17 protein-coding genes and 1 pseudogene are annotated in these 19,338 nt (G+C 55.5%); 11 read left to right on the forward strand and 7 right to left on the reverse strand.

The annotated features are described in order from the left end of the window. The first annotated feature begins 75 nt into the window (after positions 1-75). Positions 76-804: a DJ-1/PfpI family protein gene (locus IBT54_RS02075; protein ID WP_201251455.1), complete on the forward strand. Its 729-nt coding sequence runs from the start codon at positions 76-78 to the stop codon at positions 802-804. Here the strand turns inward: IBT54_RS02075 and IBT54_RS02080 are convergent. From IBT54_RS02080 to IBT54_RS02090, 3 genes and pseudogenes are all read right to left on the reverse strand, one after another. Continuing rightward, positions 754-1,719, reverse strand: coding sequence for an acyltransferase family protein (locus tag IBT54_RS02080; protein ID WP_201251456.1), 966 nt, complete (start codon positions 1,717-1,719; stop codon positions 754-756). The genes IBT54_RS02075 and IBT54_RS02080 overlap by 51 nt on opposite strands. Next, positions 1,712-4,773 (reverse strand): annotated as a pseudogene (locus IBT54_RS02085) (efflux RND transporter permease subunit). Before IBT54_RS02085 ends, IBT54_RS02080 begins: the two are co-directional and overlap by 8 nt. Continuing rightward, a complete protein-coding gene (locus IBT54_RS02090) occupies positions 4,773-5,861 on the reverse strand; it encodes an efflux RND transporter periplasmic adaptor subunit (RefSeq protein WP_201251457.1) in 1,089 nt (362 codons plus the stop codon). Before IBT54_RS02090 ends, IBT54_RS02085 begins: the two are co-directional and overlap by 1 nt. A gap of 513 nt (positions 5,862-6,374) precedes the next feature. Here IBT54_RS02090 and IBT54_RS02095 point away from each other — a divergent pair. Further along, a complete protein-coding gene (locus tag IBT54_RS02095) occupies positions 6,375-9,104 on the forward strand; it encodes a cation-transporting P-type ATPase (protein ID WP_013195987.1) in 2,730 nt (909 codons plus the stop codon). On the opposite strand, the gene IBT54_RS02100 is transcribed toward IBT54_RS02095, so the two are convergent. The 3 genes from IBT54_RS02100 to IBT54_RS02110 all read right to left on the reverse strand — a co-directional run bounded on the left by IBT54_RS02100 (position 9,093) and on the right by IBT54_RS02110 (position 11,208). Further along, a complete protein-coding gene (locus IBT54_RS02100) occupies positions 9,093-10,124 on the reverse strand; it encodes an AI-2E family transporter (RefSeq protein WP_013195988.1) in 1,032 nt (343 codons plus the stop codon). The genes IBT54_RS02095 and IBT54_RS02100 overlap by 12 nt on opposite strands. A gap of 173 nt (positions 10,125-10,297) precedes the next feature. Continuing rightward, the gene (locus IBT54_RS02105; RefSeq protein WP_033784892.1) at positions 10,298-10,768 is read right to left on the reverse strand and encodes an RES family NAD+ phosphorylase; all 471 of its coding nucleotides are present in this window, start codon (positions 10,766-10,768) and stop codon (positions 10,298-10,300) included. After that, positions 10,765-11,208, reverse strand: coding sequence for an antitoxin Xre/MbcA/ParS toxin-binding domain-containing protein (locus tag IBT54_RS02110; protein ID WP_013195990.1), 444 nt, complete (start codon positions 11,206-11,208; stop codon positions 10,765-10,767). Before IBT54_RS02110 ends, IBT54_RS02105 begins: the two co-directional genes overlap by 4 nt. Before the next feature lie 148 nt (positions 11,209-11,356). Between IBT54_RS02110 and IBT54_RS02115 the strand changes: the two genes are divergently transcribed. From IBT54_RS02115 to IBT54_RS02145, 7 genes are all read left to right on the forward strand, one after another. Next, a complete protein-coding gene (locus IBT54_RS02115) occupies positions 11,357-11,971 on the forward strand; it encodes a TetR/AcrR family transcriptional regulator (RefSeq protein WP_201251458.1) in 615 nt (204 codons plus the stop codon). Between the two features lie 51 nt (positions 11,972-12,022). After that, positions 12,023-12,889 carry an alpha/beta fold hydrolase gene (locus IBT54_RS02120; protein WP_013195992.1) on the forward strand — a complete coding sequence of 289 codons (867 nt, stop codon included), beginning with the start codon at positions 12,023-12,025 and terminating at the stop codon, positions 12,887-12,889. Positions 12,890-13,163: 274 nt separating this feature from the next. After that, the gene (locus IBT54_RS02125; protein ID WP_201251459.1) at positions 13,164-14,351 is read left to right on the forward strand and encodes a M20 family metallopeptidase; all 1,188 of its coding nucleotides are present in this window, start codon (positions 13,164-13,166) and stop codon (positions 14,349-14,351) included. A 21-nt stretch (positions 14,352-14,372) separates the two neighbouring features. Continuing rightward, positions 14,373-15,221, forward strand: a complete 849-nt coding sequence (locus IBT54_RS02130; RefSeq protein ID WP_201251460.1) for a transporter substrate-binding domain-containing protein — start codon at positions 14,373-14,375, stop codon at positions 15,219-15,221. A 6-nt stretch (positions 15,222-15,227) separates the two neighbouring features. Next, the gene (locus IBT54_RS02135) at positions 15,228-15,953 is read left to right on the forward strand and encodes an ABC transporter permease (protein WP_201251461.1); all 726 of its coding nucleotides are present in this window, start codon (positions 15,228-15,230) and stop codon (positions 15,951-15,953) included. Between the two features lie 9 nt (positions 15,954-15,962). Beyond that, positions 15,963-16,649, forward strand: coding sequence for an ABC transporter permease (locus IBT54_RS02140; RefSeq protein ID WP_033735419.1), 687 nt, complete (start codon positions 15,963-15,965; stop codon positions 16,647-16,649). Continuing rightward, entirely contained in the window at positions 16,646-17,425 is a 780-nt protein-coding gene (locus tag IBT54_RS02145; protein ID WP_201251462.1) for an ABC transporter ATP-binding protein, read from the forward strand. Before IBT54_RS02140 ends, IBT54_RS02145 begins: the two co-directional genes overlap by 4 nt. A 64-nt stretch (positions 17,426-17,489) precedes the next feature. Here IBT54_RS02145 and IBT54_RS02150 read toward each other — a convergent pair whose 3' ends face one another. Continuing rightward, on the reverse strand, positions 17,490-18,083 hold the full coding sequence (locus IBT54_RS02150; RefSeq protein WP_201251463.1) for a TetR/AcrR family transcriptional regulator: 594 nt from the start codon (positions 18,081-18,083) through the stop codon (positions 17,490-17,492). Between the two features lie 143 nt (positions 18,084-18,226). Between IBT54_RS02150 and IBT54_RS02155 the strand changes: the two genes are divergently transcribed. Together IBT54_RS02155 and IBT54_RS02160 are read left to right on the forward strand one after the other, a co-directional pair. Beyond that, on the forward strand, positions 18,227-18,628 hold the full coding sequence (locus IBT54_RS02155) for a RidA family protein (RefSeq protein WP_107320213.1): 402 nt from the start codon (positions 18,227-18,229) through the stop codon (positions 18,626-18,628). A 129-nt stretch (positions 18,629-18,757) separates the two neighbouring features. Next, the gene (locus tag IBT54_RS02160) at positions 18,758-19,318 is read left to right on the forward strand and encodes a fasciclin domain-containing protein (RefSeq protein WP_033784905.1); all 561 of its coding nucleotides are present in this window, start codon (positions 18,758-18,760) and stop codon (positions 19,316-19,318) included. The last annotated feature ends 20 nt before the right edge of the window (positions 19,319-19,338 follow it).

The raw sequence follows: 19,338 nt of genomic DNA on the forward strand, positions 1-19,338 counted from the left end.
TCTCCGGCAATCATAATTGCTATCTGACCGGGCATCACGGCATGATGGTCACTCATCACCCGCCGGAGTTCACGCATGAATCGTCCGCTACAGATTGGTCTGTTACTTTTCCCCGATGTTACCCAGCTCGATTTAACCGGCCCGTGGGAGGTATTTGCACGCACGCCCGGCGTGGAGTGCCATCTGATCTGGAAAGATCGTCAGCCGGTGCGCTCCGATCGCGGCCTGTCGATATTACCGACTGCTATCTTTGACGATTGCCCGTTACTGGATGTGATCTGCGTACCGGGTGGGCCAGGGCAGATTGCCCTGATGTCGGATGAGGAAACGCTGGATTTTCTTCGACGGCAGGCTGAGCAGGCGCAGTGGGTCACGTCGGTCTGTACCGGTTCGCTGGTGCTGGGCGCTGCCGGATTGCTGAAAGGATACCGAGCGACCTCACACTGGAGCTCCATTGACCAACTGGCTTTACTGGGCGCGGAGCCGGTGAATCAGCGGGTGGTGCGTGACCGCAACCGTATCAGCGGCGCGGGCGTCACTTCCGGCATCGATTTCGCCCTGACGCTGGTGGCGGAAATCGCCGGGGACGCCGTCGCCCGAGCCGTTCAGCTGCAGATGGAATATGACCCCGAACCGCCGTTTTCCTGCGGCTCGCCGCAGACCGCGCCGCCCGAGGAGGTGGCGCAGGCACGGGCGAAAATGGCTGAGTTCATCGCCACGCGGCGTGCTGCAACGGAGCATGCCGCGCGGCGACTACAGGCTGATCAGCTTACGGACGCCGGGGATGCGCAACAGCAGCAGTGACAGCGCCATTGAGAAGATCAGCGTCAGGGCGATGACCAGCAGTTTGTCGCCCAGGGTCTGAATGCGGATAGCAGCCGCCAGCACACCAAAAATCAGGTAATGCAGGATATAAACGCCGGTCATGGTTTTGCCGAGGGTGGTCAGAAATGTGGTCAGCCATTGGGCTTTTTCCGGCAGCCGGATAGCGTTAATGCTGATCACGATCAGCACCACCAGCAGATAAACCTGTGAGCCCGTCAGCACTACGTCGTTGTGGGTCGCCAGAAAACGCGCAATAAAGTAATAGCGCTCATACAGCCAGGTAAAGAGATACACCGCGGGCAGCAGCAGCAGGCTTACCTTTATCACTCTGGGTGATGTCAGCAACTGCATCACACGTGGCGCAGCCATCAGCCGGCCGGTGAGGTAATAAAGTACCCATGTCCAGATTCGGTACTGCGGCAGCAGTGAAAAGGCCCACTGGTCCGGATAGAGGCTGGCGAGCAGGTCATAAGCAAAGGCCAGCACCAGCAACAGCAAAATCCCTGCTGCCATTACGCCAGGCCGCTGAATCAGCCAGTCGATTAGCGGATGCGAGACGTAAATGACAATCAGTGCAATCACAAACCACGGCTGGATCAGGTAGCCTTTGTGGTGCATCCCGGCAAACCAGAAAAAGCTGAACCAGAAGATAAAAATCAGCAGAATACGGCGAATTTTGCCGAGCTGCCACGCGGGCGTGTGCAGCTCGCCCGCGTCGAGATAGCCGCTAAGCAGAAAATAGAGCGGTGTGGCAATGGTCGAGATAAAACTCAGCACATTCAGCGTCAGATTAACGTCGTAATGATAGCTGTCGTAACTCTGATACAGCGTGAAAAACGACACGGCTGTGATACAGGCCAGCGTCTTCAGCATTGCCAGCCCGGTCTTATTCACCGTGCGCCTCCCGTCCGTGGAAGCAGCGATAGATCACCGGCAGTACGAGCAGAGTCAGCACCGTCGCGAATCCCAGACCAAAAATAATCACCACCGCCATGCTCTGGAAAAAGACGTCGCGCAGCAGCGGCAGCAGGCCCAGTACGGTAGTAAAGGCCGTCAGCAGGATAGGACGCAGACGCGAGGTCGCCGCATCAATAATTGCCTGCTGCAACGGCTTCTCCTGCCGGAACAGTCGGATCTCCTCAATCAGCACGATCCCGTTGCGGAGCAACATCCCTGACAGGCTGAGCAGTCCAATCAGCGCCATAAAGCCAAACGGAATACCGGTGCTCAAAAAGCCACAGGTGACACCAATCATCGCCAGCGGCACGGTAATCCAGATTGCGACGGCGTCACGCAGCGAGTTGAACATCAGCACGGTAATGATGAACATGGCCAGGAAGCCTGCCGGCAGCGAACTCAGCAATCCGCTTTGTGCTTCACGTGAGCTCTCCAGCTCGCCACCCCACTCAAGCCGGTAGCCCGACGGCAGCTTAAGTTGATCGATCTGCGGCTGAACCCGTGCCACCACCTGCGCGGAGGTTAATCCTGAGGCGGGATCGGGGTCGGTTTGCACCGTCAGCACGCGCGTACGGTCACGACGCATAATCAGCGGATTCTCCCACTCCAGCCGGAAGTCAGAAATCACATTGCTCAGCGGCACAAAGTGCTGCAGGGCAGCGCTCCAGAGCTGAATGTTTTCGATGTGATCAACACTCTGCCGCTCTTCATCAGCCGGGTAGAGCATCACCGGCATCAGCCGCGATCCGTCCCGGAAAATGCCTACGGCATCGCCGCTGAAATTCATTCTCAGCGCCTGATCGATATCGCGTTTATCAATGCCCAGCTCCTGACCACGCAGTGCGGAATAAACCGGGCGGATCACTTTACTGCGCTCCTGCCAGTCGTTGCGTACCGGGAACGTCGAGCCATCCGCCAGAAAAATCGCATCCAGCTGGCTGCCGATGTGACGCAGCACTTCCGGGTCCGGGCCGGTTACCCGCAGGGCAATCGCGCTATCACTGGCGCTGCCAAACTGAATACGTTTGATGCGCTGATTCACCTGCGGGAAGTTTTGCTGAATATAATTCTCAGTTTTCAGCGCCAGCGCATCCAGCAGTCGGCCATCCTTAACCCGCACCATAATCTGGGCGAAGTTGCTGTACTGGCGCGCCGCGTCATAGGTCAGGGTAAAGCGTAGTGCGCCCTGGCCCACGGTGGTGACCGTCGCCGCAACGTCCGGATCCTGATTAATGAACCGGGCTATTTCCGCTGCGGTATCTGCGGTGTAGTGGATATCGGTGCCATAGGGTAGCCAGAGATCGGTAAAAAAGACCGGCGTGCTGGATGAGGGGAAAAAGTTCTGTTTCACAAGGGTAAAGCCATACAGCGATAGTGCCAGCAGCGCGACCATCGCCGTCAGGGTGATCAAGCGAAAACGCAAAAGGCCGCTCAGCGTCTGACGATAGCACCGGAAAACGATGCCCTGATAAGGATCGGAGATGTCAGTTTTTGCGGGCTTCGCTGCGCCACGACGTTTCTCGCTCCAGTTGATAAATACCGGAGTCAGCGTCAGCGCAGTTACCCAGCTCAGCATCAGGGAAATCAGCAGCACCTGGAACAGCGATTTACAATATTCGCCGGTTGAGTCCTGCGACAGGCCAATCGGTGCAAAGGCGAGTATCGCGATCACCGTGGCACCCAGCAGGGGCAGGGCAGTGCGGCGCACCATGCGGGAAATCGCCTGCTGTAAAGGATGTCCGCGCTGGTGGTCGATCTTCACCCCTTCGACAACGACGATGGCATTATCCACCAGCATGCTGAGCGAAATAATCAGCGCGCCCAGCACACCCGCTGCAGTTCCAGTTTAAACAGATACATGATCAGTAGCGTGCCGAGCACGTTTAGTGCCAGTGACGCGGCAATCACCATGCCGCTGCGCAGGCCCATAAACAGCAGCAGCGTTCCCACCACAATCGCCAGCGCCATCAGGAAGTTGAGGATAAAGCCATCAACAGACTGTTTCACCTCATGCGCCTGGTTGTAGAACACCTTCAGACTGATCCCGGCGGGGGTATCCTGCTGATAGTGTGTTATCCGGGCGGAGAGCGCGTCGCCGACATCAATCACGTTGACGCCAGGCGCAAATGAAATGCCGATTGCCAGGGCCGCTTCACCATCGGCAAAATAGATATTGGCAGGATTATCGGTCACGCCACGTGTCAGGGTGGCGATATCGCGCAGATGCACGTTCTGCGGGCTGCCCGCAGGCAGAATGGGCAGGTTCGCCAGGTCGTCGAGTGTCTTTAGCTCGCCGGTAGGGTGAAAACGGATTGATTCGCTGTCGACCCGCAGCGTGCCGGCACTGGCAACGCTGTTATTCCGGTTCAGCAGATCGGCGATGCGCTGCGGCGTCATGCCATAGGCGGTCATGTTGCTGGCGGAAAGGGCAATGCGGACCTCCTCCTGCTCAACGCCCGCTACCGCGACTTTCGCCACGCCGGGCACCAGAACGAGATCGCGCCGCAGTTGATCGGCATAGTTACGCAGTTCGCTGTTCGTAAAGTCTTTGCCGTGGATGACGAAGAAGTAGCCATAAACATCGCCGAAGTCGTCGTTAACCAGCGGAGCCTGCACGCCTGGCGGAAACTGCCGGGCCGCATCGCCGACGCGACGGCGTAGCTCATCCCAGATTTGCGGCAGCTGATCGGCAAGATAGCGGGTATGGATATTGACGGTAATCTGCGACAGGCCATTGCCTGAAATGGAGGTGACATTGTCCAGTGAGGGCAGGCGTTGCAGCGCATTCTCCAGTGGCAGAGTCACCTCTTCTTCGACCTGCTGGGCTGACGCACCAGGATAGTGGGTGACAATCACCGCCGATTTGATGGTAAACAGCGGATCCTCAAGGCGGCCAATGTTCAGCAGGGCATAGATACCGCCCACGCCCAGCAGCAGAATAACCATCCAGATGCGAATGGGTTGATCAAGGAAGTGCTCCTGAATACGCATTATAACCCCCGCTCACGCTGCCAGATGCGCACCGCTTCACCGTCACGCAGCTCACCCACACCGGCAGCAACAATGCGGTCGCCAGGCTGCAGCCCGCTGATGATTTCAATACCCTGCGCGGTGAGACGACCCACTTCGACGGGGCGATCTTTAATGCGCAGCGCCTCGCCATCCTGCTCAACCAGCCAGACGTGCGGCTGGTTAGTCGGGCTACGGTCGGGATTGAACACCGCAGCCGCCGGTACCACCAGCCGCGGCTGCGCAGGGGCATTCGGCAGGTTATGCAGCTTAACGCGCACTGAGCCGCTGAGACCGGCAACGCCAGGCAGATCAGCGGGACGCGGCATGGTCAGCACCACCTGATACGTCAGCGTGGCAGCGTCGGTCTGGCTGGTGTGCTCTTTGTATTGCGCGGTGAAAAAGCGACCGGGCAGGGCGTTAAACTGCACCTCCGGCTGATAGTGAATATTCTGGATGTCCAGGCTGGTGAAGAGGGTTTCCGGCAGCGTGAAGATGACGTCGAGCAAATCGGCCCGGGTCAGCAGCGCAATCGGCTGTCCTGCGGCCACCACCTGATGATTACGCGCCTGCACTCTGGCAATCACGCCATCAAACGGCGCGCGCAGGGTCAGAAACTGCAACTCTTCCTGCGCAATTTTCAGTGCGGTAGCGGCGGCATCGCGGTTAGCACGCTGCACATCCATTTCCGATTTTGAAACGGCGCTGCGCTGGGCCAGCGTGTTAAAGCGCTGAAATTGCCGCTCCGCCAGCTGCAGCGCCGTCAGACGATCGCGTACCCGCAGTTTCGCATCCGCGTCGTTCAGGGTGGCAAGAATTTGCCCCGCTTTCACGGGCGTTCCGTCACGTATATCCAGCTGTACCAGCTGGCCCGCCCTTTTAAAAGCAAGGTCGGTATTGTCTCCGGCCTGAATACGTGCAGGAAATACCCGGATATTCTGCGCAATGTCCGGCTCAAGGGTAAAAACTTTTATTACGCGGGGTGGCGGCGCGTCCGGTTCTTTTTTTTCATCGCACGCTGTCATAAATAAGCAACAGAGAAAAACGGGAATAACCTTGCGTTTAATCATTTTATTCGCCTTAACATCAGCTATTTCACTGCGGTTTAATAAGCGTTAAGGCGTCATTAGCCTGGTGCTTATCGCCACCGGGATAAAAATATTTTTAATATTCGTAATCTTATTTTAACGAGACGGCAGGGCCGCTTCGCCTGGATCGGGTTACGCCGCCATATGAGAGACCACCAGCCAGGTCAGTAAGCCGACTAATGTGGTTGCGGTGACTGCGAGAATAACGAAACCGCAAAGCATGATAATGCTCTGTTTTTTCATCAGAGTTTCCTTTTGCGAGCCAGAGTACAAGCCGAAGCACACTGCATCAGCATAGTTAAACCTTAGCTAAACAAAAACAACGTTGTTATTCTCATAATATAGGTTAGATTTAATTTAGCCATTTTATGTTATTCATCAGACGTTTCTTACCTAAATATGATATCGGTCATTACTGGCGGGAGCGGCTTCCCGCAAAATGCATGTCTTTTAATTGCGCCTTTAATTCATCGCTAAATGGCACGAGGTTTATATATGCTAAATAATGATAAGCAGGATAAAGCGTTAGCTTTATCTGAGCGCCCCTGGTATCAGCGTAGTGTAGCCGAGATATTTTCTGACCTGCAAAGCTCTCCGGCAGGATTATCGACTGCTGACGCACAGGAACGTCTGCAGAAACAGGGGCCAAACGCGCTGCCGCAAAAAGCGGATAAATCAGCGCTGCTCAAATTTATCGCCCATTTTAAAGATGTGCTGATTTATATTCTGCTGGCCGCAGCGGTGATCACCGCGCTCATGGGCCACTGGGTTGATACCTTTGTCATTATCGGCGTAGCCGTTATCAATGCCCTGATCGGCTTTATTCAGGAGAGCAATGCCGAGAAATCGCTGAAGAGCATTCAGAACATGCTCGCCAGTGAAGCGATGCTGGTGCGGGATGGCAAACAGGTCACCGTCGCAACACGCGATATTGTGGTCGGTGACGTGGTGATGTTACGTCCGGGCGACAAAATTCCGGCTGACCTGAGACTGTTTGAAGTCAATAACCTGCGGGTGGAAGAGGCGATTCTCACCGGCGAATCGACGGTGGTGTCTAAGAATATCGACACGCTGAGTGGTGAAAAGTCGCTGGGGGACCGTCTGAATCTGGCGTTTTCCGGCACCACCGTCAGTTCCGGCACCGCCTCAGGTGTGGTCATCGCCAGCGGGGGTGATACGGAACTGGGCCATATCAACGAAATGATCAGCGGCATAAAAGAGGCTAAAACCCCGCTGCTGGTGCAGATCGACAAACTGGGTAAAGCGATTTTCCTTATCATCCTGGCGATGATGGTGGTGCTGTTTATCTTCGGTTTCATGCTGCGTGACATTCCGCTGGGCGAACTGCTGCTGTCCGTTATCAGCCTGGCCGTCGCCACCGTGCCGGAGGGTCTGCCCGCCATTATCTCCATTATTCTGTCGCTGGGTGTGCAGTCGATGGCGCGCACCAATGCGATTATCCGCAAACTGCCGACGGTCGAAACCCTGGGCGCCATGTCCGTTATCTGTTCTGATAAAACCGGCACGCTCACTATGAATGAGATGACGGTGAAAGCGGTGGTGCTGGCAAAAAGCCGCTGGCGTGTCAGCGGCAACAGTTACGAACCCAAAGGCGAAATTGTGGCTGAGCAGGGCGGCAACGCGGGTGCTTCGGCGGCACAGGATCCGTTGTTTCAGCAGTTCCTCCATGCGGTAGACACCTGTAATGAAAGTCAGCTGCGTCAGGAAAGCCAGGGGCTCTGGACGATTGTTGGCGGCCCGACTGAAGGTGCACTGAAAGTGCTGGCAGCCAAAGGTCTGACGACGCCTCAGCCGGTTGACGTGGTGAGCAAGCTGCCGTTCGATTCCCTCTATAAATATATGTCGGTCAGCTGTGTAGCTGACGGTGAATCTTATATTCTGCTGACCGGCGCACCGGATGTGCTGCTGACGCTGTGTCAGCAGCAGCAAACGCCGGACGGTGCAGAGCCGATTGACCGTGCTTACTGGGATGCGGCCATCACCACCTATGCCAGTGAAGGATTACGCACCGTTGCTGCAGCCTGGAAAAAAACCTCCGCACCCATTACTTCGCTGGATCATGCCGATCTGAAAAGTGACATGGTGCTGCTGGGGCTTGCCTGCATGATGGATCCGCCGCGTCCTGAAGCCATAACTGCCATTGATGAATGCCAGAAAGCGGGCATCCGCGTCAAAATGATCACCGGCGACCATCAGGAAACGGCAATGGCGATTGGTCAGATGCTGGGTATAGGCAACAGCCAGACGGCCATCACGGGTTACCAGCTTGAACATATGAGTGACGCTGAACTTGCCGAGGCGGCAAAAACCTATGATATTTTTGCCCGCACCAGCCCGGAACATAAACTGCGTCTGGTGAAAGCACTGGAAGCGAGCGGCGAGATCGTGGGTATGACCGGCGACGGCGTCAACGACGCACCGGCGCTGAAGCAGGCGAACGTCGGCATTGCGATGGGGATTAAAGGCACGGAGGTTACAAAAGAGGCGGCCGATATGATTTTGGCCGACGATAACTTTGCTACCATCGCGGCGGCAATCAAAGAAGGCCGTCGGGTTTATGACAACCTGAAAAAAACCATTCTGTTCGTTATGCCAACCTGTATGGCGCAGGGGCTGCTGATTATTATCGCGATTCTGATGGGTAATCTACTGCCGTTAACGCCGGTTCAGATCCTGTGGATGAATATGGCGACCTCCGCCACGCTGTCGTTTGGTCTGGCATTTGAGCCAGCAGAACCCAATGCAATGCGCCGGCCGCCCCGTAATGTCAAAGCACACGTGATGGACGCTTACGCCATCTGGCGTGTGGTGTTTGTCAGCCTGCTGATTTCAATCAGTGCCTTTGTGCTGGAAGCCTGGCTGCAACCGCGTGGCTACAGTCCTGAGTTCATCCGCACCGTGCTGCTGCAGATGCTGGTTACGGCGCAGTGGGTCTACATGCTTAACTGTCGCAACACAGATGGTTTCTCCCTGGACCGTGGCCTGCTGAAAAACCGCGGTATCTGGCTGGTGACGCTGGTACTGATTGTGCTTCAGGCGATCATTATCTACGTGCCGCTGATGAATACACTGTTCGGAACCCGCCCGCTGCCAATTAACTACTGGCTGATTTCGCTGTTTGTCAGTATCGCAATCTTCATCGTGGTAGAGATTGAGAAACGCCTTACCCGCGCATGGCGGGTGAAGACGCCGTCACTGAGTTAACTCTGACTCCGGGTCCTGCTGCGGATAGCTCGCCAGCAGGACCTTCTTAATCAGATAGGTCAGAGGAATGGCCAGTATCCCGCCCGTAATCCCCAGTAACGCCTGCCAGAAGAGAAACGCCAGCAACTGTGTAGTGAGCGCCAGATTGAGTCGTTTACCAATCAGCAGCGGTTCAATCACCGAACTCAGGCAGAGGTTCAGCACCATAAAGAAGCCTGAGACCGCCAGCGCAACCTGTAAATCAAACATGATGTAGCTCTGGATCACCGGCGGAATCGCAGCCAGGAAAGAGCCCAGCACCGGCACGTAGTTAAAGATGAACATCAGCACGCCCCAGAAAAAGGCAAACTTCAGCCCGATCAGGTGCGCACCTAAACCCACGATGATCCCGCCAAGAATACTGGTCAGTGTTTTCACCCTGGCATAAACAATCACGCTCTCAATTCCCTCCTGCAGCGCCAGATAAAAGGCCTGATTTTTTCCGCTGACCCGCTGCTGAAGCGCCGCTTTCAGCAGCGGCATCTCATAGAGCATAAACAGCAGCATCAGGAACACCATAATCCACCAGGAGATGACACCGGGAATTTGCGTCAGAAACGCGGTGACGATACGCACTATCGCACCCGCATCCACAAAAGTGAGCATCTGGTCGGGCGTCATACCGATATCAAGCCGGGCAAAAGCCAGCGTCAGCTGTTCCAGCCGTGCCGCCAGCAGCATGGGGGCCTGGCGGCTGAGCTGCATTAAATCGGGCGTCAGTGCCGTTAACTTGAGCGTGGTGACCACCATGACCATCAGCATCAGCGTAATCACCAGCAGGGATGAGATAATGCGTGGGATGCGTTTTTTATCCAGCCGGGTAATCAGAGGGTCAAGCATGATAGCCAGTAACGCCGCCAGCAGGACTTGATTGATCAGCGGTGCCGCCAGATAAAGGCCGGTGAGAATAATGGTCAGAGAGGCGAGGATAAACAGTACGCGCGCCAGCGGTTGCCAGAGAGTAAACCAGCTCAGTCCCATGTTCGGGCTCCTTCAGCAAAGATAAGCTGCAGTATAGATGAGGCTTACCTGTCAGTGCTTTGCGTCAGGTCAGAGCAGGGGGAAGAGTTATAAGAGACGCTTCAAATCCGATTATCATAGGCTCTGAATCACTGTTCAAAGCCAAATGCGTGGTCTGTCGCTATCCGGTTAGTCTATTTACGGTCCGGTTTCAGCCGACGGTCAAACCGGAACGGAATGGCCTCAGCCTGTTGAACGATCCGGGAAAACTCCGGGTGTTCAGGATTTAACAGATAGTTGTGTTCTGTAGGAGATAGAGCACTGGGAACTCGCAACGCAACCGCATCGCAGGCAGAGCACCAGGCGTCGCCATAGTCAGCCAGTTCCGCCGGCGCGTCTTCATCGGCCCAGTTTGCAGGCAATTCACTGATATCGACGGTTTGTATCAGCGCATCGGGAACATCGATGCGCAGTAGCGTGAAAGCGTCGAGGATGTGTGCTGAGTGCAGATGGACCAGTGTTTCCAGCAACGTCAGTGAGGCGGTTTCTGAGACATAAACCATTGAGATGCCGATGCTGTTCCAGCGACCGCCCGCCTCTTTTGCGCCGAATCCCGTCCAGGCGGTCGAAAGATACTTTGTCTTAGTCAGCCTGTAGAGGATCAAGAATAAACTCCATGTTCCAGACGCGTGATGAGCTTCAGGACCTCATAAGCGCCGGTTTCCGATGCCATAAGTTCTGCTGGCATTTTCCAGCTCAACGCCCGGTTAGGCTCATTCAGCCATTTTTGCGCTTCATCCTTATCGCCTTCAAACAATTCAACCGCCCGATCAATAACGCGGATAATCCGCACCAGTCGTTCGCTTTGTTCAGCGCTGAATTTCGCTTTCACGCCACGGCTGAACGTCGTGGAGGGAATACCGGACATTCTGCGCAGGTCATTTTGGGTAATCTTCGCCCAGTCGATGATGAGGTGAGCCACGTTGCCATCGAGGCCATCGTTGATCTGGCCCAGCAGAGCGACACCATCCGTACTGTGCAGGCCCGCAGCCTGCCATAAACGTGGCGGTCTGGTCTTAGCTGCAGAAAAACTGAATGTTTTCATTCGTCACCTCCAGTTGGTCATTTAATCATAACCATTTGGTTTGCACTGCGCAATTGCTGAAGCCTGATGAAAGATGTCGGATAAAGTACAAGCGCTTCTTTAACTAAGTAACGAATCAGTCTATCTTTAAGGGAATAATCATTTCCTAATGGTGCTATCAATGCACGATAACCGTAATAAAGATCGGGGACGACCACGGGCATTTGATACCGATGCGGCACTCGACAGCGCAATGCTGGTTTTCCGGCAGAAAGGCTATCACGCCACCTCAATCGGCGATTTGGGCCATGCTATGCAGCTGACCACTGGCAGCATTTACAAAGCCTTCACCGACAAACAAACGCTGTTTGCTACGGTCTTTGCCCGCTATCTCTCACAGCGTAACGGCAGCTTAGCTGCGCGGCTGGCGCAATGTGAAAATGGCCGTGAGCAACTGGCGGCGCTGCTGAATTTTTACGTGGATTCAGTGCGCGATGTGGAAGGCGAGCGCGGCTGTCTGGTCGCGGTAAGTGCCGTGGAGTTGCAGACGCTGGATGAGGAGCTGGCCGGCGCGGCCAGCGCGGCGCTGATGCGCAATCAGCAGAACTTACAGCAGATGATCAGGCTGGGTCAGCAGGATGGTTCGGTTAACCCTGCACTTGACTGTGAAGCCACCGCTTCGCTGATGCTCTGTATCGTGCTGGGGATGCGCGTCGCCGGTAAAGTTGCGGCTACCCGGCCCGATAGCAGCATCATCCCTGTGGCACTGAAGTTACTCGACTGAATTTTTTTATCCATTAAGGAAGTGATCGTTTCCTTATTATCCGGAGGCTTTATGTATTCTCAACCCGCTTATCAGCATCATTTTATCAACGTGGGCACACAGCGCCTGCACTACCTTAGCGCTGGCAGCGAACACGCCGAAACAGTGGTGTTGCTCGCCGGTTTTCCGCAGAGCAGCTACGCCTGGCGGGAGGTGATTCCCCGGCTGGCCAGTCGATTTCATGTCATTGCACCCGACCTGCCGGGGCAGGGTGATTCAGATTTCCCGGTCAGTGGCTATGACACCGACAGTGTAGCGACATGCATTGTGACGTTGCTAAATCAGCTGGGAATCGAACGCTTTCATCTGGCCGGACATGATGTCGGAGCATGGATTGCCTGGTCACTGGCGGCAGCCCATCCCGATAAGGTCAGCCGTCTCGCGCTGCTGGATGGCGGCATTCCCGGTGTGACTCTGCCTGACCTGCTGCCGATGGTCGGTGATAGCGCCTGGAAAACCTGGCATTTCGGTTTTCACTGTGTGGATGATCTGCCGGAAGCCCTGATCACCGGCAGGGAGGCGATCTACCTTGACTGGTTTTTTAACCGCAAAGCAGCGAATCCTCGTCGAATTGATGCGACGGCGCGTCGTGAATATCTGCGCATTTTTCAGCAGCCCGGCGCGTTACGCGCGGGACTGGCTTTTTACCGCGCCTTCTCGCAGTCGGCAGAGCAGAACCGTCAGCGTGCGTTAAACGGTAAGCTGGCAATGCCGCTGCTGGCGGTGAGTGCTGATCAGGGATCGATACCCGATATGGCTACGCCGTTACGCGCTGTGGCGCAGCAGGTAAACAGTGAAACTATTCTCAACTGCGGTCATTTTATTCCTGATGAACAACCGGAGAAATTAGCGGAAATACTGGCAGACTTCTTTATTTAACCTCCGGATATACGCTGAATAACACCGCTCAGAAAGTAGGGAAAGTAATGTGGGGCGGCGGATTATTAATATTATTGCTGATCCGCTGCTATCTCATACGGCTTTCCAATAAATAAACCTAAGCTACTGATTATTAATGGTTCCTCGTGTGTTATAACGCGTTGCTTTCTGTCACGTGCTGTGAATAAATAAACGGTCACCACCATCCAACGTCAGGATGAGATTAAAAAGAGGGCCGGCACCAGACTGCCGGCCTCATATTGCCGGGGCTGCGATGAATCAGGAAAAAGAACGACTGGCCGGGGAAATAAAAGCCAGAGTTAATGAAATTGAACCGCAATTGGTGGCGATTCGGCGTGATATCCATGCGCATCCGGAATTAGGCTTTGATACGCTGCGTACCGCCAGTCTGGTCACAGAGTATCTGCAGGCGCTGGGATTGAATCCCCGGACCGGCGTTGGCCGCAGCGGTGTCGTGGTGGATATCGACGGCGCGGAGCCGGGTAAAACACTGCTATTGCGTGCTGATATGGACGCGCTGCCCATACATGAACAGACGGGTTTACCCTTTGCCAGCCGCTATCCCGGCAAAATGCACGCCTGTGGTCACGACATTCACACGGCGACGATGCTGGGTGTGGCCACAATCCTGCCGCACTATCGTCAGCAGCTAAAAGGCCGCGTCCGGCTGATCTTCCAGCCTGCGGAAGAGACACCAGAAAGTGGTGCTGAGGCGATGATCGCCGACGGTGTGGCCGACGACATTGACTGGGCGGTGACCCTGCATAACAAACCTGAACTGGCTGCGGGTGACGTTGCCCTGACGCGCGGCGCCAGTACTGCCTCCAGCGACGAATTCGACGTGACGGTACAGGGTGTATCGACCCATGCGGCCCGTCCGCATATGGGCACTGACCCGATACTCGCCACTGTGCATCTCATCAGCCAGCTCCAGACCATCATCTCGCGTGAACGCGATCCTGCTCACTCCGCCGTGTTAACCATCGGGCACATTCAGGGCGGCACCACCCACAACATCATTCCTGACAGCTGTCTGTTTCAGGGCACCATCCGCACTAAATCACCGGAAGTGCGGGCTGCGATGGAAGCGTCATTTAAACGGATGTGCGAAGGGGTGGCGCTGGCGCAGAACGTCCGCGTAGAAGTTAACTTCCAGCGTGGCGTTCCCCCCTTAATGAACGACGATCGCCTCATCGATTCACTGGAGCAGATTCTGTCGCATCAGTTTGAGAAGGCCATCATCGCGCAGCCCAGCGCCAGCTTTGGTGCTGAGGATTTTTCACTGTTTACGGAACGGGTACCGGGTTGTCAGATTCATATTGGATCCGCTACGCCGGGCCGTGACGATCATCTGCATAACTCCGACTATCAGCCGGACGAACGCAGCATTGCCGCCGGGACGCAGGCGCTGACGCGCCTTGCTATTGATTTACTCTCTTAATAATAAAGACATGAGGTTTATATGATGATGCGCAACCGCCTGTTCACGGCTTCTCTGACCGTGGCACTGCTCGCCACTTCCGCCTTCAGCCAGGCGAAAGATTTCGGCACCCTGAAGTTTGCTACCGAAGCGGCTTATCCTCCGTTTAACCAGACGACCCCGAGTGGAAAAATCGTCGGCTATGAGCCGGATATGGTAGCGGAGCTGGCGAAGCGTGCAGGTTTTAAATATGAAATCATCGCCCAGAAATGGTCAGGCATGATCCCGGGCCTCATCGACGGTAAATATGATGCGGTGATAGACGCGGTGACGGTGACGCCAAAGCGCGCTGAAGCGATCGATTTTACTCATCAGTACACCGTCAGCGTCTCCAGCTTTGTGACCGCGAAAAAAAGCCCGCTCGCCACGCTGCCAGGCAGCGGCACGGTGGTGACGGCGGATGACGATGCCGGTATGAAAAAAGCGATCGACGATCTTAAAACCACGTTTAAAGGCAAAACCATTGCGGTGCAGGTCGCCACTATTCAGGCGGACTTCCTGCAGAAATACCTGGGCGATGTGGCCACTATTCGCACCTATCAGGCCGGTCCTGAAACCTTCGCTGACCTGATGAATGGCCGTGTTGATGCCGTCATGGCTTCACGCACCAACCTCAATGCCTTTGTGAAAAAACACAGTGATGCCATCAGCAGCAGCGGTTATGGCTTCTCGGGTGGTGTGCTGGGCGCAGGTTCGGCGATTGGTCTGCGTAAAGGTAACAGTGAGCTGCAGCAGGTGCTGAATCAGGCGCTGGACTCGATGATCAAAGATGGCACCCTCAGCAAACTGTCGATGAAATGGTTTGGCGAAGATGTCGCGCCAAAAGCGTAACTGCTGATGCTGATGAATATTGACTGGCAGATACTGGGCTTCGGGGATGAGGGCTGGGGAGCCGTGCTGCTTAACGCCGCCGCCATCACGGTCAGCGTGTCGCTCTGCGCCTGGCTGCTGGGTGCCCTGTTGGGCAGCGTGCTCTGCTGGATGCAGATTGCCGGTTCGCGCTGGCAGCAGCGGCTGGCGGCAGGCTACATCACGCTGTTTCGCGGCGTGCCGGAGCTGCTGGTGATCTACCTCTTCTACTTCGGAGGACGTCAGGTGGTCTCCACGGTAGGCACCGCGCTGGGCCTACAGGGGCCGTTCGATGTGAACGGTTTTGTGGCGGGCGCGATCGCCATCGGGCTGATCTCCGGTGCCTATCAGAGCGGCGTATTTCGCGGCGCGTTCTACGCCATTCCGGGCGGTACGCTGGAAGCGGCGACCGTGACCGGCATGGGACGGCTGATGATGTTTCGCCGCATCATCGTGCCACAGGCGTTACGCACCGCGCTGCCAGGTATGGGCAATCAGTGGCAATCGGTGATCAAAGAGTCGGCGCTGGTCTCGGTCACCGGGCTGGTGGAAACCATGAACCAGGTCTCGACCGCAGCCAACTCTACCCAGATGTCCTTTTTCTTCTACAGCGTGGGTGCGGTGATCTACCTGATTATCACCACCTGTTCCGATATGGTTTTCCGCTACGTGGAAAAGTTTGCGATGCGCGGTCAACAGCGCGTGAAGGGATAAGGAGTCCACGTGGATATGATGTTTTTACAGCAGACGCTGCTGGCGCTGCTTAAAGGATTGCCGCTGACGATCAATCTGGCGCTGCTCTCGCTGCTGGGGGGCGGCGTGCTGGCATTGCTGCTTAACCTGCTGCGCATGACGCGCGTCGGCAGCTTGTTCTGCCGTTTCTACGTCTGGCTGTTTCGCGGTACGCCATTGCTGATCCAGATTTTTATGGTCTATTACGGCCTCGGCAGTTTACCGGCAGTGCGCGAAAGCCTGTTCTGGCCGTTGCTGCGCGATCCTTACTGGTGCGGCTTGCTGGCGCTTATCCTTAACGATGCGGCTTACACCTCGGAGATTCTGCGCGGCGGACTGCGTGCCGTCAGCCAGCAGTCGCTGGAGGCGGCTAAGGTCTCGGGCATGTCGTCGTACAAGATCTTTACCCGCATCACCTTACCGATTGCGATTCGTCAGGCGCTGCCGGCTTACAGCAATGAAATTATCTCGATGATTAAAGCGACGTCGCTGGTCAGCACCATCAGCCTGATGGAAATGACCGGCATTGCCGACTCAATTGTCTCCTCCACGTTCCGGGCGCTGGAGGTGTTCCTGAGCGCGGCGGTGATCTACCTGATACTGACCATGCTGGTCAGCAAAGGCGTATCGATGCTGGAACGACGCTTATCACCTTACTATTTCGGAGCACGATCATGACCGCACCTACTATCATGCTGAGTCATCTCAGAAAGAGTTATGCGGAACACGAAGTGCTGCACGACATCAGCCTGACCGCGCAGGATGGCGATGTGATTTCGCTGATTGGTGCCAGCGGTTCAGGCAAAAGTACGCTGCTACGCTGCATCCCGTTTCTTGAAGTGCCGCAGGCGGGTGAAATTGCGGTCGGCGAGGTAAACGTCACGCTGGATAACGCCGACGAAAAACTGAGTCGTGAGCAGCGCCGTCGCATCAAGCTGATGCGGATGCAGCTTGGCTTTGTGTTTCAGAGCTTCAATCTGTGGCCGCATAAAACGGTGATGCAGAACATCATTGAAGCGCCGGTTCATGTGCAGAAGCGCAGCCATAAAGAGGCGATTGAAGAGGCCGAAGCGCTGCTGCATAAAGTGGGGCTTTACGCAAAACGCGACGCCTGGCCGTCGCAGCTGTCAGGCGGACAGCAGCAGCGCGTGGCGATTGCCCGGGCGCTGGCGCAGCAGCCGAAAGCGATCCTGTTTGATGAACCGACCTCTGCGCTGGATCCGGAGCTGGTGGGTGAAGTGCTGCGGGTGATCCGCAGTCTGGCAGAAGAAGGGCGCACCATGATTATCGTGACCCATGAAATGGGCTTTGCGCGTGACGTGTCCAACAAGGCGGTGTTTCTGCATCAGGGGATGATTGAGGAGTCGGGTTCACCGGAACAGGTATTCCTCGATCCGATTTCGCCGCGCTGTCGTGCCTTTGTGAACAGCCAATTTGAGCGCAATGCAGGCTAGAATAACCGGGATCATGCAATCTGGCTTCAGCACTGATAGCTATCGTTTGAAGCCATGTTCAGGATTAATCACTCTGGCGCAGGCCGCCCGCCAGCTGGGTGAACACCTCGATCATCTTCGGCAGTGCCTTTTCCGGGTCACTGCTGGAGCCGACCCAGAGGGCAGCATTCAGTGCTGCGCTATTCAGCAGATGCGCGGCGGCATCGGCGTCTACCGCCTTGATCGTTCCGCTTTCGGTCAGCTTCATAATCGTTTCGCGCGTGGCTTCCAGACAGCTGTTCTGGCTGGGCCATTGCGCGGGATCACCCAGAAATGCCGGGCCATCGCGCAGCACAATACGCTGCACTTCGGCCTCCATGGCTAACTGAATATAGGCGATACCTTCTGCCACCAGCTTCTCCCATCCATCTGCCACGCCGGATGCGGCTGCTTTAGCCCGCTGTGCCATCTCACCATCAACCTGTGCCACGACCGCCGCCAGCAGCCCCTTTTTATCGCCGAAGTTATGGTAAAGCGCACCACGGGTCAGGCCCACGCTGGCCGTCAGTTCATCCATAGATGCCGCCGCAAACCCTTTTTCAGCAAATGCGGTGCGCGCTGCTGCAATTAGCTTTGTACGGTTCTCTTCCATTGTTTCAGCGCGACGTTTAACGGTCATAAGCTCTCCTTTCACATACGTCTCGTATATTATTTGACATACGCGGCGTATGCGTGATTAATTTGACATACGCCGCGTATATTAAATCAATCCTGTGTACGCCGCATCCTGCTTTCCCGACAGACGCTATGAAAGGAACCACTATGATTACGCGCGAACCTGTTTTCCCCGCTAACCGTCATGCCCTGTATGAGCAGCATGGTTATTCTGCTGCCATCCGCTCAGGCGATCTACTGTTTGTCTCCGGTCAGGTGGGCAGCCGTGCTGACGGCACGCCCGAGCCCGATTTTGCTGCTCAGGTTGAACGGGCGTTTGAAAATCTGGCGGCGACGCTCGCTGCGGCAGGCTGCACTTTTGACGACCTGGTCGATGTCACCACGTTCCACACCGATCCGGAGAACCAGTTTGAAACCATTATGCAGGTGAAGCAGTCCATTTTTCCGCAGCCGCCTTACCCTAACTGGACAGCGGTAGGGGTCACCTGGCTGGCGGGATTTGATTTTGAAATCAAGGTGATTGCCCGCATTCCGCCACAACAAAAATAATCTGTTCGTGCCGTAAAAGGATGCCGGAAGAAAATAATTAAAAATTTTTGCATCCGTTTTCTTCACTCATTCGTATTAACAGATAAGGGCACATCGGCCCTGTCTGCAAACTCAATGAGGGAAGTGAAAATGAAACCATTCCTGCCAACTCTGCTTTTTTCTGCATTAGTTTTCAGCGGTGCCACCTATGCGGCATCCATGGACAGCGATACGGTCATGGTCGGTGGCGCTGCCATGTACCCGTCAAAAAATATTGTTGAGAATGCTGTTAACTCGAAAGATCACACCACGCTGGTCGCGGCTGTTAAAGCCGCCGGTCTGGTTCCGACGCTCGAAGGGAAGGGGCCATTTACCGTTTTTGCGCCGACCAATGCCGCCTTTGCAAAATTGCCGCAGGGCGCGGTCGACTCTCTGCTTAAGCCAGAGAACAAACAGAAGCTCACCAGCGTTCTGACCTATCACGTGGTCGCAGGAAAACTGGACATGAAAGCGCTGGAGAAAAAAATCAAAGCGGGTGGAGGCAAAGCGGAGCTGAAAACGGTAAATGGCGCATCGCTGTGGGTGATGGCAAACGGCCCGCACAACATTCAGCTTAAAGATGCTCAGGGCAATGTCGCTAACATTACCACTTATGATGTGAATCAGAGTAACGGCGTCATTGACGTTATCGATACCGTGCTGATGCCGTAAAGCGTTACCTATACTGTGTG

It is taken from the genome of Pantoea sp. S62, assembly GCF_016658625.1.
In the GTDB taxonomy this organism is placed as follows: domain Bacteria; phylum Pseudomonadota; class Gammaproteobacteria; order Enterobacterales; family Enterobacteriaceae; genus Pantoea; species Pantoea vagans.

What these genes read in the sequence shown, in the direction of transcription:
- IBT54_RS02090 (WP_201251457.1), bottom strand. Translation starts at nt 5,861, where the DNA reads ATGATTAAACGCAAGGTTATTCCCGTTTTTCTCTGTTGCTTATTTATG.
- IBT54_RS02075 (WP_201251455.1), top strand. Translation starts at nt 76, where the DNA reads ATGAATCGTCCGCTACAGATTGGTCTGTTACTTTTCCCCGATGTTACC.
- IBT54_RS02155 (WP_107320213.1), top strand. Translation starts at nt 18,227, where the DNA reads ATGATTACGCGCGAACCTGTTTTCCCCGCTAACCGTCATGCCCTGTAT.
- IBT54_RS02130 (WP_201251460.1), top strand. Translation starts at nt 14,373, where the DNA reads ATGATGATGCGCAACCGCCTGTTCACGGCTTCTCTGACCGTGGCACTG.
- IBT54_RS02135 (WP_201251461.1), top strand. Translation starts at nt 15,228, where the DNA reads ATGCTGATGAATATTGACTGGCAGATACTGGGCTTCGGGGATGAGGGC.
- IBT54_RS02160 (WP_033784905.1), top strand. Translation starts at nt 18,758, where the DNA reads ATGAAACCATTCCTGCCAACTCTGCTTTTTTCTGCATTAGTTTTCAGC.
- IBT54_RS02150 (WP_201251463.1), bottom strand. Translation starts at nt 18,083, where the DNA reads ATGACCGTTAAACGTCGCGCTGAAACAATGGAAGAGAACCGTACAAAG.
- IBT54_RS02145 (WP_201251462.1), top strand. Translation starts at nt 16,646, where the DNA reads ATGACCGCACCTACTATCATGCTGAGTCATCTCAGAAAGAGTTATGCG.
- IBT54_RS02120 (WP_013195992.1), top strand. Translation starts at nt 12,023, where the DNA reads ATGTATTCTCAACCCGCTTATCAGCATCATTTTATCAACGTGGGCACA.
- IBT54_RS02110 (WP_013195990.1), bottom strand. Translation starts at nt 11,208, where the DNA reads ATGAAAACATTCAGTTTTTCTGCAGCTAAGACCAGACCGCCACGTTTA.
- IBT54_RS02100 (WP_013195988.1), bottom strand. Translation starts at nt 10,124, where the DNA reads ATGGGACTGAGCTGGTTTACTCTCTGGCAACCGCTGGCGCGCGTACTG.
- IBT54_RS02095 (WP_013195987.1), top strand. Translation starts at nt 6,375, where the DNA reads ATGCTAAATAATGATAAGCAGGATAAAGCGTTAGCTTTATCTGAGCGC.
- IBT54_RS02115 (WP_201251458.1), top strand. Translation starts at nt 11,357, where the DNA reads ATGGTGCTATCAATGCACGATAACCGTAATAAAGATCGGGGACGACCA.
- IBT54_RS02125 (WP_201251459.1), top strand. Translation starts at nt 13,164, where the DNA reads ATGAATCAGGAAAAAGAACGACTGGCCGGGGAAATAAAAGCCAGAGTT.